The sequence below is a fragment of the Bradyrhizobium sp. STM 3843 genome (assembly GCF_000239815.1).
Classification (GTDB): domain Bacteria; phylum Pseudomonadota; class Alphaproteobacteria; order Rhizobiales; family Xanthobacteraceae; genus Bradyrhizobium.
This window is the reverse complement of sequence record NZ_CAFK01000253.1, coordinates 16,758-32,912: the sequence shown is the minus strand read 5'-3', so window position 1 is coordinate 32,912 and position 16,155 is coordinate 16,758. Positions and strand designations below refer to the sequence as shown.

General features: G+C 65.6%; 14 protein-coding genes. 10 read left to right on the top strand and 4 right to left on the bottom strand.

From position 1 onward, the window contains the following. Positions 1-48: 48 nt before the first annotated feature. Genes BRAS3843_RS25770 through BRAS3843_RS25760 form a run of 3 tightly spaced genes read right to left on the bottom strand, consistent with a single transcriptional unit; the run spans position 49 to position 3,011 of the window. Positions 49-633 (bottom strand): amino acid synthesis family protein, encoded by a 585-nt coding sequence (locus tag BRAS3843_RS25770; RefSeq protein ID WP_008972029.1) that lies wholly within the window; start codon positions 631-633, stop codon positions 49-51. A 39-nt stretch (positions 634-672) separates the two neighbouring features. Beyond that, positions 673-1,560, bottom strand: coding sequence for a UPF0280 family protein (locus BRAS3843_RS25765; RefSeq protein WP_008972028.1), 888 nt, complete (start codon positions 1,558-1,560; stop codon positions 673-675). Next, positions 1,557-3,011 (bottom strand): hypothetical protein, encoded by a 1,455-nt coding sequence (locus BRAS3843_RS25760; RefSeq protein WP_008972027.1) that lies wholly within the window; start codon positions 3,009-3,011, stop codon positions 1,557-1,559. Before BRAS3843_RS25760 ends, BRAS3843_RS25765 begins: the two co-directional genes overlap by 4 nt. A 293-nt stretch (positions 3,012-3,304) precedes the next feature. Between BRAS3843_RS25760 and BRAS3843_RS25755 the strand changes: the two genes are divergently transcribed. From BRAS3843_RS25755 to BRAS3843_RS25710, 10 genes are all read left to right on the top strand, one after another. Then, positions 3,305-3,787 (top strand): (2Fe-2S)-binding protein, encoded by a 483-nt coding sequence (locus tag BRAS3843_RS25755; RefSeq protein WP_008972025.1) that lies wholly within the window; start codon positions 3,305-3,307, stop codon positions 3,785-3,787. Continuing rightward, entirely contained in the window at positions 3,787-7,329 is a 3,543-nt protein-coding gene (locus BRAS3843_RS25750) for a molybdopterin cofactor-binding domain-containing protein (protein WP_008972024.1), read from the top strand. Before BRAS3843_RS25755 ends, BRAS3843_RS25750 begins: the two co-directional genes overlap by 1 nt. Positions 7,330-7,469: 140 nt before the next feature. Further along, complete coding sequence (locus tag BRAS3843_RS25745; RefSeq protein WP_008972023.1) at positions 7,470-8,252, top strand: IclR family transcriptional regulator; 783 nt, start codon at positions 7,470-7,472, stop codon at positions 8,250-8,252. After that, complete coding sequence (locus BRAS3843_RS25740; protein WP_008972022.1) at positions 8,252-9,127, top strand: ABC transporter permease; 876 nt, start codon at positions 8,252-8,254, stop codon at positions 9,125-9,127. Before BRAS3843_RS25745 ends, BRAS3843_RS25740 begins: the two co-directional genes overlap by 1 nt. An 11-nt stretch (positions 9,128-9,138) precedes the next feature. Further along, positions 9,139-10,026 carry an ABC transporter permease gene (locus tag BRAS3843_RS25735; protein WP_008972021.1) on the top strand — a complete coding sequence of 296 codons (888 nt, stop codon included), beginning with the start codon at positions 9,139-9,141 and terminating at the stop codon, positions 10,024-10,026. Between the two features lie 13 nt (positions 10,027-10,039). Next, a complete protein-coding gene (locus BRAS3843_RS25730; RefSeq protein WP_008972020.1) occupies positions 10,040-11,101 on the top strand; it encodes an ABC transporter substrate-binding protein in 1,062 nt (353 codons plus the stop codon). Continuing rightward, entirely contained in the window at positions 11,098-12,186 is a 1,089-nt protein-coding gene (locus BRAS3843_RS25725) for an ABC transporter ATP-binding protein (protein WP_008972019.1), read from the top strand. The genes BRAS3843_RS25730 and BRAS3843_RS25725 overlap by 4 nt, the downstream gene beginning before the upstream one ends. 8 nt (positions 12,187-12,194) lie before the next feature. Next, on the top strand, positions 12,195-12,881 hold the full coding sequence (locus BRAS3843_RS25720; RefSeq protein WP_035982764.1) for an AroM family protein: 687 nt from the start codon (positions 12,195-12,197) through the stop codon (positions 12,879-12,881). Then, complete coding sequence (locus tag BRAS3843_RS25715) at positions 12,878-13,978, top strand: DUF917 domain-containing protein (RefSeq protein WP_008972017.1); 1,101 nt, start codon at positions 12,878-12,880, stop codon at positions 13,976-13,978. Before BRAS3843_RS25720 ends, BRAS3843_RS25715 begins: the two co-directional genes overlap by 4 nt. Positions 13,979-13,981: 3 nt before the next feature. Continuing rightward, positions 13,982-15,535, top strand: coding sequence for a hydantoinase/oxoprolinase family protein (locus BRAS3843_RS25710; protein ID WP_008972016.1), 1,554 nt, complete (start codon positions 13,982-13,984; stop codon positions 15,533-15,535). 57 nt (positions 15,536-15,592) lie between these two features. Here the strand turns inward: BRAS3843_RS25710 and BRAS3843_RS25705 are convergent, their stop codons facing one another. Beyond that, positions 15,593-16,090, bottom strand: a complete 498-nt coding sequence (locus tag BRAS3843_RS25705) for a hypothetical protein (RefSeq protein ID WP_008972015.1) — start codon at positions 16,088-16,090, stop codon at positions 15,593-15,595. Between the last annotated feature and the right edge of the window lie 65 nt (positions 16,091-16,155).

Sequence of the window (16,155 nt, the reverse complement as noted above, 5' to 3'; positions counted from 1 at the left end):
TGCTCCATTCGGAAAACCGATGCCGGCTGTTCCGGAGCATGCTCTCACTTAGCGCAAACCGTCGTCGCCCTTGATCTCGCCGACCGTGAGACCGCCGACCCGCGGCAGCGGCCGGCCACTGTCGGTCACCGCCAGCGCCACCACGATCTCGTTGGCGCGCGGCGCATCGTTGATCTGCACCTCCATGCCGTCGAAATGGCTGCGCACGAAGGCGGCATCCTTGTGACCGAGCGGAATGTCGAGCGTGCAGCCGACACCGCCGCGCTTCTTCGACGACGGGATCAGGGCCGCGCCCTTTCCTAGCACCTTACGCACCGGGGCGCCCATTTTGGGATGCAAGATCGCTGCCGCATGCTCCAATTCACCATCGGCGCCGACTGCGGCCGCCTTGCCGTAGCTATGCGCTGAGGGCCCCTCAATGCGGAGCGCCGCGACGGCCTTTTTCGCCAGCAACTCGCCGAGTTCCTCGCCGATCGCAATCAGCGCCGAGAGATCCTCGACATAGCGCCCGGCAAAGGGATTTTCGATCACGGCAACGGCTGCGGCGCGGCGGGTCGGCGGCGCCACCGCCTGCCCCATTTCGCGATGGGTCTCCTCGACCACGGTGACGATCTTGCGGATGATGGCGCCCATCGTTCGTTACCCTGTCCTTGAGCCCGGCTGCATCAAACCTTACGCCGCGCTCGCCTGCAACTGTTGCGGACGATTGATCTCGAGCGGCTTCGCACAGATCAGGCGGATTTCGCCACAAAGCTGCAGCACCGTCCCCTCGATCAGCTCGCCCTCGAGCAACTGCCGCGCCCGCGCAGCGCCCTGCGCCAGCGCCTCGGCAACCTCATCGCCGCTCAGTGCGCCGACCTCGCAGGTGACAAGGCGGTGACCGAGATCGGAATCCGGCTGCAATTCATTGGCGGGCCGGCGGACAACCGCGGGATGGCCGGGCAGATCGACCGCATTGGCAATGATGGTTGCGGCGGCGTCAGCCTGCGATGCCGTGCGCGCCAGCACGGTGACGGCATCGGCAATGCCGAGCGAGAAGCTGCGGCCGTGGCGGCCGGAGGTCGCGACGCCGCGGACGGTGTCCTCGGCGCGAACAGTGATGCTGCGCATCACGCCTGTTCCGTCCGGACGATCCATCAGGCCGACACTGAAGCGCGCACGATCGGACAGATGCAGCGCGATGTCGCCGCCATTGTTGACATAGGCGCGCGCGAGCTTGGCGGCACCGCGCATCGCGCCGAGGATTTCCTCCGCCACGGAACCTGCAACGGCCGCCATGGGGGTAATGAAAGTGTCCGCAGCATAAGGCGCGACCGCGCCGTACATGCGGCGGGCCACGACGCCCCGCAATCCGCAATGATCGGGCGCAGCTGCCTCGCGCAGCTCCGGCAGCTCGGCACAGAGCTCGTCGAGCAGGCCGGTGAAGCGCTGCACCGCTGCCTGGTAGGCAGCGCGAATCTCACCATCCGCCCCATCTGCTCCGATGATCAGATCGATCGGCCCGTCCTGCAGATGCAGGCGGCGGTCGTCCGGCAGCAATGCGATCTGCGGGCGTCTCATCCTGCGCTCCGCACCGGCCACGGCAATTGACGGATGTCTTTGGACACATCTTTCAGCGAGCCAAGCGGCTGCACGTAATCCATGTGGCCGCCGAGCGCCGCATAATCGGACAGCCTCAGCGTGAATTCGATCGGCGCCACGATCGCCGGCGTCGGCACATAACCGAACGCACCGGCGGGCATCTGCGTCACATCGACCATGAAGGTGATGCCGCCGCCCGGCCAGACATAGACCGGCGCGCCGCCTGATGTCACGCGCGTCAGCGCATCCTTGACCGAGCGCGTCAGCCGCACCGGATTGTCGGTGACGCCCGCGCGCAGCGATCCGCCGGCGCCCGCCATGAACAGCACCGTGCACAGCGCCGGCTCGCAATTCTCCTGGATGCGCTCGACCGAGAATTTCAAATCCGGCGGCATGTCCTGCTCGACTGGCCGCAGGGCCTCATCGAGCACGTAATAGCCGGCATGCTCACCGGTCGTGGACACCATCAAGATCGTCGTGCCCGGACGCGCGGTCTTCGGGTCGAATGGCCCGAGAATCGCAAGCGGGTCTGAGATGTCGGTCCCGCCCCAGCCAGTGCCGGGCTGCGCCACCTGGAAGTAGCGGCCGGGCGTCGAGCGCCGTCCCTTCATCTTGATCCCGGTTGCGGGAATATCGAGCAGCTTGCCGGCCTGATGCTCGGACAAGACGCCGGTGATGTGGTCGTCGACCACGACGACCTCGTCGACTTTACCCTGCCACTGCTTGGCGAACATGCCGATCGTCGCCGAGCCGCAGCCGACCCGCATGCGCTCTTCCTTGACGCCGTTGACGATCGGCGGTGCACCCGCCTGCACGACCACCGTGGCGCCGCCATCGATGACGAGCTCGACCGGCTTGCGGTTGCTGAGATCCATCAGCGCGTCGCAGGTGACACGGCCCTCCTTCTTCGAGCCGCCGGTCAGATGATGCACACCGCCGAGCGAGAGCATCTGCGAGCCATATTCACTGGTGGTGACATGGCCGACGGCCTCGCCGTCGACGCGGACGGTTGCGGTCTCCGGGCCGAGAAAACGGTCGGTATCGATCTTCACCTTGACGCCGCAATAGCTGAAGATGCCCTCGGTCACGACCGTGACCATGTCCACGCCGTCCACCTCGGACGAGACGATGAACGGCGCCGGTTTGTAGTCGGGATAGGTGGTGCCGGCCCCGATCGCGGTGACGAACAGATCGGGCTGCTGCACGATCTTGCCATCCCAATCGCCGCTCGCCTGGAACGGCACCAGCCTGCCGCCATGCGAGACGGTGCGCTCCAGCAGGATATGCGGGTCGACGCGCACCAGCACGCCATCCTGATTGGCGTAGCGGTCGCAGGCGCCGGCGGCGCCCGGCTTGATGTAGCACATCACCGGACAGGCATCGCAGCGGATCTTGTCGCCGGCACTCTCGCTCGCCGTATCAGTCGTCATGCGGTCGCTCAATCAAATCCGAAATCGCTTCCCAAGGCCTCGAACGAAGCGGCTCCTGCAATTCATTCGTACACGAATGATGCTGTCCGTCGCTCGGAACTGTCAAGCGCCGGCACGCAGGAAAAGCTGCACTGCCGGATAAACGTTCAGTTTGCCTCGCACAATGACGAGAAATCATGCACGCGCTGCAGCGCGAAACGTGGCACTTGCATGTTAGTGTACAAACGATACGCTTCCGGCTTCGGTTCGCGCCGCAACCTTTGTTAACGATAGCAGATATCGAGACCGCAGGGATGACCCCAGCAACGCTCCGCCTGACCGTCAACGGCCAAGCGCATGATGTGGCGGTCGGGCCCGACACGCCCCTGCTCTATGTGCTGCGCAACGACCTCGGGCTCAACGGGCCGAAATATGGCTGCGGTCTCGGCCAATGCGGCGCCTGCGCCGTGCTGATCGACGGCCAGGCGGCGCGCTCCTGCGTGTTTCCGGTCGGAGGCTGTCTCGGCCACGACATCACCACGCTCGAAGGTCTCGGCTCGCGGGAGCAGCCTGATGCCGTGCAGCAGGCCTTCATCATGGAACAGGCGGCGCAATGCGGCTATTGCCTCAACGGCATGATCATGACCACCAAGGCGCTGCTCGCCATCAATCCGCGCCCGTCGGAGGAGGAGATCCGCGAAGCGTTGCGCTATAATCTGTGTCGCTGCGGCGCTCATGTCGAGATCGTGCGCGCTGCGATGCGGGCGGCCGGCCACACGCTCGAGGCGTTGGACTGATGACGGACGGAACCCTGGGAGCCAGCAAACCGCCTCGCGGCTGCCTCTCGGTGGTACGGCTGGCGGCCGCGGATGCTGAGACCTTCATCCGGATCACGGCAGCCGGAGAGGTCACGGCCTACAACGGGCACGTCGATCTCGGCACCGGCATCCGCACTGCGCTCGGACAGATCGTGGCGGAGGAGCTCGACGTCTCCTTTGCGCGCGTGGTCGTCGTGCTCGGCGACACCGCTCGGGTGCCCAATCAGGGCGCGACCATTGCCAGCGAAACCATCCAGATCACGGCGGTGCCGCTGCGGAAGGCGGCGGCGCAGGCGCGGCAATTCCTGCTGACGCGCGCCGCGGAGCGGCTTGGCATCGCATGCGATGAGCTCAGTATCGAAGACGGCCTGATCCGTGGCCCCAACAACCGCACGCTCAGCTATGGCGAACTGATCGAGGACGAGACGATCCGGCTCGAGCTTGCGGATGACGCCCCGGTCAAGGCCGCGAGCAGCTACACTCTGGTCGGCACCTCGGTGCCGCGGGTCGACCTGCCGGCGAAAGCCACCGGCGAGCTGACCTATGTGCATGATGTCCGCGTGCCCGGCATGCTGCATGGCCGCGTGATCCGCCCGCCCTACGCCGGCGTCGATGCCGGTCCGTTCATCGGCACCAGCCTGCTCGGAATCGACAGGGATTCGGTCCGAGACATTCCGGGCCTCGTCGATGTCGTCGTGATCGGCGACTTCGTCGGCGTCGTCGCCGAGCGCGAGGAGCATGCCGCCCTCGCCGCCGAACGGCTGAAGATCGACTGGAAGCCGATGCCGTCCTTGCGCAATCTCGACGACGTCGAGAACGCACTGCGCGCCAATCCTTCGCGGCCGCGCAAGCTGCTCGACAAGGGCGACGTCGAAGCTGCGATCAGCGGCGCCGCGAAGCCGATGCAGCGCAGCTATCTCTGGCCCTACCAGATGCACGGCTCGATCGGCCCCTCCTGCGCCGTCGCCGACTGCCAGCCCGGTCAGGTCCGGATCTATTCCGGCACGCAAAACCCGCACATTCTGCGGAGCGATCTGGCGCTGCTGATCGACCGGCCCGAGCACGAGATCGAGGTGATCCGGCTGGAAGCAGCCGGCTGCTACGGCCGCAACTGCGCAGACGACGTCACGGCGGATGCGCTCCTGCTCTCGCGCGCGGTCGGCCGTCCCGTGCGCGTCCAGCTCACGCGCGAGCAGGAGCATCTCTGGGAGCCCAAGGGCACCGCACAGCTGATGGACGTCAATGGCGGCCTCAACGCCGACGGCTCGGTGGCGGCCTACGACTTTGCCACGCGCTATCCATCGAACGGTGCACCGACGCTGGCGCTGCTGTTGACCGGCCGCATCGCCCCGGAGGCGATCGTGTGGGAGATGGGCGATCGCACCGCGATTCCGCCCTACGATTACGACCATATGCGCGTCACCGCGCATGACATGCCGCCGATCGTCCGGGCCTCCTGGCTGCGCGGCGTCTCGGCGCTGCCGAATACGTTCGCGCATGAATCCTATATCGACGAGCTTGCCGCGGAGGCCGGCGTCGATCCGATCGCATATCGCCTGCGCCATCTGAAGGACGAGCGCGCCAGAGATCTGGTCAATGCGGTCGCGGAGCGCGCCGGCTGGGTGCCGCGTGCCGTCAGGCAGGAGAAGACCGCCGAAAACGACGTCGTACGCGGCCGCGGCTTTGCCTATGCGCTGTACGTGCACAGCAAGTTTCCCGGCTATGGCGCGGCCTGGTCGGCCTGGATCGCCGATGTCGCGGTCAACACCGCAACCGGCGATGTCAGCGTCACGCGCGTGGTCGCCGGGCAGGATTCCGGCCTGATGATCAACCCGGACGGTGTGCGGCATCAGATCGAAGGCAACGTCATCCAGTCGACCAGCCGCGCGCTCATGGAGGAGGTCCCGTTCGCGCGCGGCAAGGTGGCGGCGCGGGAATGGGGCGCCTACCCCATCATCACCTTCCCCGACGTGCCCAAGATCGACGTCTTGATGCTGCCGCGGCCGGATCAGCCGCCGCTCGGGGTCGGCGAATCCGCCTCGGTGCCGAGTGCGGCTGCAATTGCGAACGCGATCTATGACGCGACCGGAGTCCGTTTCCGTGAGCCGCCGTTCACGCCCGAGCGCGTCCTGCAGGGCTTGCGCGGCGCGCAGGCGGAGGCGCCGCCAGCCAAGCCGCTGGCGCCTCCCGTCGCGGACAAGTCTCGCACCGCCTGGATCAAGCCGTTCGCCAAGCGCACCGGGCTTGCCGCAAGCGTGGCGGCCGCATGTAGCGCCGCCATCGGCGTCGCCGCAGCCCTGCTGCCCGGACGGGCCATCGCCCCGATTTCACGTCCCGATGCTTCCGTCTATTCCGCCGCGACGATCGCGCGCGGCGAACAGCTCGCGGCGCTCGGCAATTGCGCGGTCTGCCACACCGCCGACGGCGGCATCGTCAATGCCGGCGGCCGCGCCCTGGAGACGCCGTTCGGCACCATCTTCAGCACCAACATCACGCCTGATGTCGAGACCGGCGTCGGAGGGTGGTCATACCCTGCCTTCGAGCGCGCGATGCGCGAGGGCATCCACCGTGATGGCCGGCAGCTCTATCCGGCCTTTCCATACCCGCATTTCGCGAAAACCAGCGACGCTGACCTGCAGGCGCTCTACGCCTATCTCATGGCACAGGCGCCGGTGCGTCAGCAGGCGCCTGCGAGCGAACTGCGCTTTCCGTTCAACCTGCGCCCACTGGTTGCCGGCTGGAACGCCCTCTTCCACGACGCAAGCCCGTTCAAACCTGATACGGCAAAATCCGAACAGTGGAATCGCGGCTTCTACCTGGTCGAAAGCCTCGGCCATTGCAGCGCCTGCCACTCGCCGCGCAACGCGCTCGGCGCCGAGCAACGCCAGGCCTATCTCGCCGGCGGTTTCGCCGAAGGCCGGGAGGCGCCGGCCCTCACCTCGCTGTCATCAGCGCCGATTCCCTGGACGGAAGACGAGCTCTTTACGTATCTGCGCACGGGTCAGTCGCGCTTCCATGGCGTCGCCGCCGGCCCGATGGCGCCGATCGTGAATGACCTCGGCCGTTTGCCTGAGGCTGATATCAGGGCGATGGCGATCTATCTCGCCTCGTTCCAGGATGCGCTGCCCGACGCCGCCACGCTGGAAGCAAAAGCGCAGCACCTCGAGACCAGCACGAAGGTCACGTCCGCTTCGTCCCCGGCGGCACGGCTGTATCTCGGCGCCTGCGCGGTCTGTCATGAGATCGGCGGCCTGCCACTGTTCGGCAGCCGTCCATCGCTGTCGCTGAACAGCAACATCCACAGCGCGATGCCCGACAATCTAATCCAGGTGATTCTGCACGGCATCACCAGGCCGGCGTCACCTGACCTCGGCTACATGCCGGCATTTGCCGAACACCTCAGCGACACACAGGTCGTCGAGCTTGTCGCCTATCTCCGCAGCCAATTCGCGCCCGACAAGCCCGCCTGGCACGGCATCGATTCCGCGGTCAGCCGGCTTCGCACCGCCGGACAGCACTGAGCCCTCCTCCCCCGCACGTTGATCGCCAGCGTTGCGCAATCGCGCATCAGTTGATGCTGGATATTTCGTCTTGCGGAGGGCGTGGGCCGATCTTAGAATTTGGCACCATGTTCCGAAATTTGGAACTGAAGGATCCAGCCATGAGCGCCCTGACCTCCGCTATCGACATCCTGCGCTGCTTCTCCACGTCCCGGCCGGACCTCTCCTTCGCCGACGTCCAGGCCTTGACCGGCAAGCCCAAGAGCTCGACCTCGCGGCTCCTCCGCTCGCTGCGCGACTGCGGGCTGTTGGAGCAAGACCCGAACAGCCGCCGCTACCGCCCTGGCCTGCTCACCTTCGAACTTGGCCGGCTGCACCGCGCCCATGACGACCTGATCGCCACCGCCGAGCGCGAGCTGCGCGAGGTCTGCACGCGCACCGGTCACACCGGCTACATCGCGGTGCTCGACGGCTATCAGCAGGTCGTGCTGCGCATCGTGCCGGGATCCAATCCGCTGCGCGTCGTCAATCCGCCGGGTCAGCGCACGCCGGCAATCATCACCTCGAATGGCCGCGCCATGCTGGCGCGCTTGTCCGACGCCGAGATCCGCGCCCGGGTGCCGCTCGACTACCCGAAGGTGCCGGCGAACTCGCCGCAGAATTTCGAGCAACTGATCGCGCGCCTGAACGAGATTCGCCGCACCGGCGTCTCGGATGCGGCCGACGAAGCGATCGAGGGCGTGGGCTCGCAAGGCTTTGCGCTGGCGAACGGCGAGACCGGCGAGCTGATCGGCATCGCGATCTCCTATTCGGTGCAGGCGACGACCGAAATCGAGCGCGCCATCGTCCGGCGCGAGCTCGGCGCCATGGCCGAGAAGCTTCGGCGCATGACCGGCGATCCGCTCGGGCAGCCGGTCGAGCTCCGCGCCGGATTGGCATCCTGATGGGCCGGCCCGTCGGGTCTCATATCAATGGGCTCGCGCTACTCATCCTGCCCAGCGCGCTGCTGTTCGCGTTGTTCTTCTTCCTGCCGATCGGCCTGATGGCGGTGATGAGCCTGCTCACCGGCAATCCGGTGGTCGTGCCGCACATCGCCTTCACCACCAAGCATTATCAGAGGTTGGCGGACGACAGCTATTATCTCGAGGTGATCTGGACCACGATCCGGATCGGACTCTGGACCACGCTGATTGCACTCCTGATCGGCTATCCGCTGGCGCATTGGATGGCGCGGATCAAGAGCCGGGCCGGCCACGCGCTGTTATTGATGGCCGTGCTGGCGCCGATGCTGACCGGAATCGTGGTGCGCACCTTTGCCTGGATGACGCTGCTGTCGGACAAGGGCGTCATCAACCAGATCCTGCTGTCGCTTGGGTTGATCGAAAAGCCGTTGCAGCTGATGTATAATGAGACCGGTATCATCATTGGCCTCGTCCACATCTATGTGCCGTTCATGGTGCTGACCCTGACTGGCGTGATCGGCCGCATCGACGAGCGGTTGGAGCAGGCCGCGGAAAATCTCGGCGCGAGTCCCTTGCGCGCGTTCTTCGAGGTGACGCTGCCATTGAGCCTGCCCGGCATTCTCGCCGGCTCGCTCCTGGTATTTGCGCTCGCGATCAGCGCCTATGTCACGCCGATCCTGCTCGGCGGTTTCCAGATCATGACGTTGCCGATCCTGATCTATCAGCAGATCTCGGCGAACTTCAATATCGGCTTTGCGGCAGCACTCGGCATGGTGCTGCTCGTGATCTCGTTCATGCTCGTGGTCGCCTATAATCATATGCTCGGCCTGGTTTCCGGGCAGCGCGAGTTGCAGTGAAGGGGGCATCGATGGCGACGTCAGTCACGCCCTCACCGACCCTGGCCCGGCCGGAGCTCGCAGGCGCAAGCCGCAGCACGGATCAAGTGATAGCACATCGCTCGGCGCCCGGCCGCACTGGCCGCGCCATCTATCTCGCGGCCAATATCGCGATCCTGGTGTTTCTGCTGGCACCGATCGCGATCGTGTTCGTGTTCGCGCTCAATCCAACGCCCTTCATCCAGTTTCCGCCCGTCGGCGTGTCGCTACGCTGGTTCGAAAAATTCTTCTCGGCGCGCGACTTCATGCATGCGCTGGTCTTCAGCCTGGAAGTGGCCGTATTGACGACGATGGCCGCCACCGTGCTTGGCGCCTCCGCCGCGCTTGCGATCGCGCGCGGCAATATTCCGGGGTCGCGGATCATCGTCGCGACCATGCTGTCACCTCTGATGCTGCCGGCGATCCTCACTGGGCTTGCTCTGTTCCAGGCCTATGTGCTGCTCGACGTCGGCCGGCCGGTCTGGGGCCTCGTTGCCGGCCACACGCTGGTCACCATTCCCTATGTGGTTCGCACCACGCTCGCCGTGCTGCATAATTTCGATACCAGGCTGGAGGAAGCCGCGCAGAACCTCGGTGCCAGTCCGACGCGCACCTTCTTCGAGGTGACCCTGCCGCTGGTCAAGCCCGGCGTGCTCGCCGGCGGGATCTTCGCCTTCATCGTCTCCTTCGACCAATTCCCGGTATCGCTGTTCCTGGTCTCGCCCGGAAACGAGACCCTGCCGATCACGCTGTTCAACTATCTCAAATTCGATCTCGACGGCACCATCGGCGCCGCCTCCGTGATTTCGATCCTGCTCGCCGTCCTCGTCGTCATCGCGCTCGACCGCACCGTGGGCCTGCGCTCCACTGTCAAACTCTAACGGAGATCCCGCCATGACATCCGCATCGCGCGCGCATCTGACCCGCCGCCGGCTGCTGGCCGCCGGTGCCTCGCTCGGCCTCGGCGCGGTCGCTGCCCCCTATGTCGCACGTGCCGAGGAGCCGGTGCTCAACATCACCGGTTGGGGCGGCAAATGGGGCGACGTGATGAGCACCGAGATCGGACCGGCGTTCGAGAAGGAGTTCAAGTGCAAGCTCAGGACCGACACCGCCCTGCCGTTCCTGCCGAAGCTGCAGGCGAGCTCGCGCGCGGCGCCGATCTATGACGTCCTGCATACCAACTCCAACGAACAATGGGCTGCGGCCGAGATGGGTCTGGTCGAGCCCAAGGTTGATCCCAAGCTGGTGCCGAACATCGCCGACGTCTATCCCTACGCTGCGAGCGACAAGATCGTCGGCATCTCGATCTTCACCAGCGCGATCGGGCTCGGCATGCGGACCGACAAGGGCTATGGCCCCATCACCTCCTGGAAGGAGCTGTGGGACGCGAAATACAATGGCGTGCGCGGTGGCTATGTGATTCCGGTCAACAGCCTCGGCCAAGCCTTCGTGATGATGTGCGGCACGCTGTTCGGCAAGGGACAGACCGACCTTGATGCGGCCTATGCGGCGCTCGAGAAGCTGAAGCCGATCAAGCTGGTCGACTTCACCGGCGCGATGGAGAAGCTGTTTTTGTCGGGCGAGGTTGGCCTCGGCGTCATCCACGATTCCGGCATCTACCGCTATGACGGCCAGAACCAGCCGATCGACTTTGTCACCCCGAGCGAGGGCGTGCTGTCGCTGGAGCAGGTGCTGACGATCACGCCCGGCAGCAAGATGAAGGAGCTCGCCAACGCCTACCTCAACTACATGCTGCGCCCCGAGGTGCAGAAACGGCTCGCCGAGACCGTCTGGTACTCGCCGGCGAACAAGAAAGTTAAGCTCGAGGCCAAATACGACGCCAAGCTCCTGACCACGCCGGAGAAGGTCTCGAAGCTCATCCAGGTCGATTGGAAGTGGTACAATGCGCAGAAGGATGCGATCGACAGCCGCATCAACCGGATCTTCCGGGCATGAGCGCGGGCATTGAGATCGCCGAGGTCAGCAAGGTCTATGAAGGCGGCGTCCGCGCGGTGGACGCGGTGGCGATGGAGATCAGGGCCGGCGAATTCTTCTCTCTGCTCGGCCCCTCCGGCTGCGGCAAGACGACCACCTTGCGGATGATCGCAGGTTTCGATACGCCGAGCTCGGGCGAGATCCGCATCGACGGCGCCGACATCACCCGCGTGCCCGCGCACAAGCGCGACATGGCGATGGTGTTCCAGAACTACGCGCTGTTTCCGCACCGGACCGTCGCCGAGAATGTCGGCTTCGGCCTGCGCATGCGCAAGCTCGACAAGGCGACGATCGCAGCCAAGGTGAAGGCGGCACTGGCCATGGTCGAGCTGTCGGGCATGGACGATCGCCGGCCGGCCCAACTGTCCGGCGGCCAGCAGCAGCGCGTGGCACTGGCCCGCGCCATCGTGATCGAGCCGCGCGTGCTGCTCTGCGACGAGCCGCTCGGCGCACTCGACAAGAAGCTGCGCCAGCAGATGCAGTTCGAGCTGAAGCAGCTGCAGAGGAACTTGGGCCTCACACTTGTGTTCGTGACGCACGACCAGGAGGAGGCACTGGCGATGTCGGACCGCATCGCGGTGATGAATGCAGGCCGCGTCGAGCAGGTCGGCACGCCGGTCGAGATCTACGACCGGCCGCAGACGCGCTTCGTCGCCGATTTCATCGGCGACACCAACATCTTCCGCGGCCAGCGCGTCACAGTCGACAATAACGGCACCGGGATTGCGGCCGGCAATGGCCTGGTGCTGGAATTGCCCGGCCCGCCTGCTGCCGCCGACGGCGCGGTGCTTTCGGTGGCGCTGCGTCCGGAGAAAATCCGACTCGCACCCAAGGTCGATACACTGCATCCGAAGCACGCGTCAGCCAACGGCACGGTCGAGAGCACCAACTTCCTTGGTGGCGCCGTGCTGTATCGCATCTCGCTCGATAACGGCCATCGCGTGCTGGCGCAGCAGCCCAATGCGGGCGCGGGCCAACTCTATGCACCGGGCGCCCCGGTCATGCTGGGCTGGACGCCTGCCGATCTCGTCATCCTCAAGGATTAGTAACTCATATGAACAAGCCACTCCAACACCGACGCATGGGCGTCGTGGTGATCGGGCAAAGTCCCCGGCCCTCGATGCAGGCCGAGATCGCGGCGGTGCTGTCGCCTGCTGTTACAATCGAGCTGCGTGGCGCGCTCGACGGCATGAGCCGCGATGAGATCGATGCGATTCCGCCTCTCGATGGTGCCGACGCGCTGTTCACGCTGCTGCCTAATGGCGACAATGTCCGCATCAGCAAGAAGGCGGTCGAAGGCCGCGCCAATGCGCAGCTCGCCCGCTTCAAGCAGGAGGGCATCGACGTGGCGATGCTGGCCTGCACCGGCAAATTCCCCAACCTCACAGCCGATGGCCTGGTGATCCTGCCCTCGGCGGTGCTGCATCGGATGGTCGAGGCCGTGCTGCCGAAGGGCCGGCTCGGCGTGTTCTCGCCGCTGCGCGAGCAGACCGCGCTGATCGCCACCAAGTGGCAGCGCGAGGGTGTCGAAGTCATTGGCGTCACGCTGCAGCCGGGCTCAGACGATGCCACGGTCGATGCGGCGGCGAAGGAGATGGCGAGCAAGCAGCCCGATCTCGTTGTGCTCGACTGCATGAGCTACACCAGCGCCAACAAGGCCCGCCTGCGTCAGCATTATTCCGGGCCGGTGATCCTGTCGATTGCGGCCGCTGCACGCGTGGTCGAGGAGCTGGTCTCGTGAGTGCGACCGAGTTGAAGACGATCAGCCTCGACGACATCGAGGCGCTTGCGGTCGGCGCCTGGATCCTCGGCACTGGCGGCGGCGGCAGCCCGTATCTCGGACTGCTCAATCTGCGCAGGCTCTACGCCGAGGGCCATCGCGTGCAGCTGATGTCGCCGCTCGACCTCGACGACGACGATTGGGTCGCCGTGGTTTCCAACATGGGCGCGCCGTTGGTGGGCCAGGAGCGTCTCGCCGACAGCCGCAGCATCGCGCGCGCCGTGCGCATGCAGGAGGAGATCAACGACATCAAGTTCCGCGCGGTGATGTCGGTCGAGATCGGCGGCGGCAACGGCGTGCAGGCGCTGATGGCAGCCGCGCATCTCGGCATTCCCGTTGTCGATGCGGACTGCATGGGCCGCGCGTTCCCCGAAGCGCAAATGACGTCGGTCGCGATCGGCGACCTGCGCCCCTACCCCTGCACGCTCTATGATCCTCGGGGTATCGAGGCTGTGGTCACCAAGGTGCCGAGCTGGAAATGGATGGAGCGGGCCAGCCGCAAGATCTGCGTCGAGATGGGTTCGATCGCCTCGACCAGCAAGGCGCCGCGCACCGGACGCGAGGTCAAGGACTGGGGCATTCATTTCACCACCACGAAGGCGATCAGCATCGGCCGCGCGGTGCAAGAGGCCAATCGCCGCCATGAAGATCCGATCGCGGCCATCCTCGCCTGCGAGGGCGGCCAAAGGCTCTTCACCGGCAAGATCGTCGATGTCGAGCGCCGTACCACCGAGGGGTTCTTGCGCGGCAGCGCGGTCGTCGAAGGCAGTGACGCCGATCGCGGCACCAAGCTGAAGCTCTCGTTCCAGAACGAATGGATCGTGGCCTGGCGCGACGGCGAGGCGATCGCGATGTCGCCGGACCTGATCTGCGTGCTCGACAGTGTCAACGGCCATGGCATCGGCACCGAGACGGTGCGCTACGGCCAGCGCGTCACCGTCGTGGCACTGCCCGCGCCGGCGGTGCTGACCAGCCCCCGCGGCCTCGAATTCGTCGGCCCTCGTGCATTTGGTTACGATCTCGATTTCCGGTCGCTTTTCGCGCCCGCAGGAGTTTGATTGATGAAGCGTATTGGTATCGATGTCGGTGGCACCAACACCGACGCCGTCCTGATTGCGGACGACAAGGTGGTTCATTCCGTCAAGTGCCCGACCACGGCCGACGTCACCTCCGGCATTCTTCAGGCGTTGAAGGCGTTGCGCAGCAAGCCGGCGGCGGCCGTACCGGTCGATGCGGTCGTGATCGGCACCACGCATTTCATCAATGCGGTCGTGCAACGCCGCCATGTGCAGAAGATCGGCGCCATCCGGATCGGCATGCCGGCCTCCGCCACATTGCCGCCGTTCTGCGATTGGCCGGCCGATCTCGCCGCGCTGGTGAGTGGCGAGGTGATCATGCTGGAGGGCGGCCACGACTACGACGGCCGTCCGTTCATGCCGCTCGACATCGCAGGACTGAAAGCGGCAGCGCGCAACATCAAGGACAAGGGCTTGCGCTCGGTGGCCGTGAGTTCGTCCTTCTCTCCGCTCGACCCGAGTTGCGAGATCATCGCGCGTGAGATCTTTGCCGAGATCTGCCCGGACGTTGCGGTCACCTTGTCGCACGACCTCGGCCGCATCGGTCTGCTCGAGCGCGAGAATGCCGCGCTCTTGAATGCGGCACTCCATGATCTAGCGGTGACGACGGTCGCCGCCTTCCGCAAGGCGATTGCCGATTCCGGCATCGATGCGCCGCTGTTCCTGACCCAGAACGACGGCACCGTGATGCAGGCGGAGATCGCGACCGCATTTCCGGTGATGAGCTTCGCCTCGGGCGCGACCAATTCGATGCGCGGCGCAGCCTATCTCTCCGGTCTCGACGATGCGATGGTGGTCGATGTCGGCGGCACCACCAGCGACATCGGCCAGCTGCGCCACGGTTTTCCGCGCGAGGCCAATGCGGTGGTCGAGGTCGGCGGGGTTCGAACGTTGTTCCGGATGCCCGACCTGCTCTCGATCGGGCTCGGCGGCGGCAGCCATGTGGATGAGAATCCGGTCCGCGTCGGCCCGCTCAGCGTCGGCTATCGCTTGACCGAGGACGCGCTGGTGTTCGGCGGCAACAGGCTGACCGCAACCGATATCGCGGTCGCAGCAGGCCTCGTCGACATCGGCAACCGCTCGCGTGTGGCGCATCTGGGCAAGAGCCTGATCGAGGCCGCGCTGGCCGACGCCCATCGCAAGCTGGCCGACGACATCGACCGCATGAAGACCGAGGCCGGCGACGTGCCATTGCTTGCGGTCGGCGGCGGCGCGTTCCTGGTGCCGGATCGGCTACCCGGCATTTCCGAGATCGTCCGCGTGCCCCATGGTGACTGCGCCAATGCGGTCGGCGCGGCAATCGCGCAGGTCAGCGGCGAGGCCGACCAGGTGTTCCGCGATCTTACCCGCGACGAGGCGATTGCGGCCGCACGTGCCATCGCCGAGGATCGCGCCGTGCAGGCCGGCGCCGAGCGCGAGAGCCTGAAGACGGTCGATGTCGAGGACATGCCGATCGCCTACCTGCCGGGCAATGCGTTGCGGGTGCGCGTCCGTGTCGCCGGCGCGATCGCCGATCCGAACATCGATGCGGCGGCCTGAGGTGCCTCGTCGGATTTCCATTCACGACGCAGAGGAGGAGCGGGTCGCCGCTCCTCGTCACTGAATCCCGGTCGCAGCCCTCACCGCGTTGCTGACCTCAATCACGCGCTGTGCGGGGCCCGATTTTGCATCGGGCGCCTCATTGCCCATGCCCAGGCTGAGGACGATCGTTCTGCCCTGATATTCGATCGAGAGCTGATGAGCATTGACCGGCGGAATGTCGCCGATCTGGGACGGAAGGCTGTTGAGGCCCGCGGCCGCGAGCACCTTTGCAAGTTCGGCCTGCTGCTCTGGCGTCAATTGGCCGCGCCGATGTGGCGCGCTGATCTCTGCACCACGGAACTGCGCGACTTCATAGCTGCAGTCCGCGTTGATGGTCCAGATCGTCCCGGTTTTCCCTGCAAATCCGTCCTGCGAATCCTTGACCGTAAGCATGGGACCACCCGCGCAGTTGGCGGCGCCCGACGGAACGGACTGCATCATGATGGCAGCCAACGCCAGCAACACGACACGTGCTGCAGCCAGAGGCCTGATGCTGGGGTTCTGCCGTCTCATGATTTGAACATAGTGACCGAGATCGTTTGCGGAAGGGGCGGACGAACCGTCCGCCCCTTTGGCGC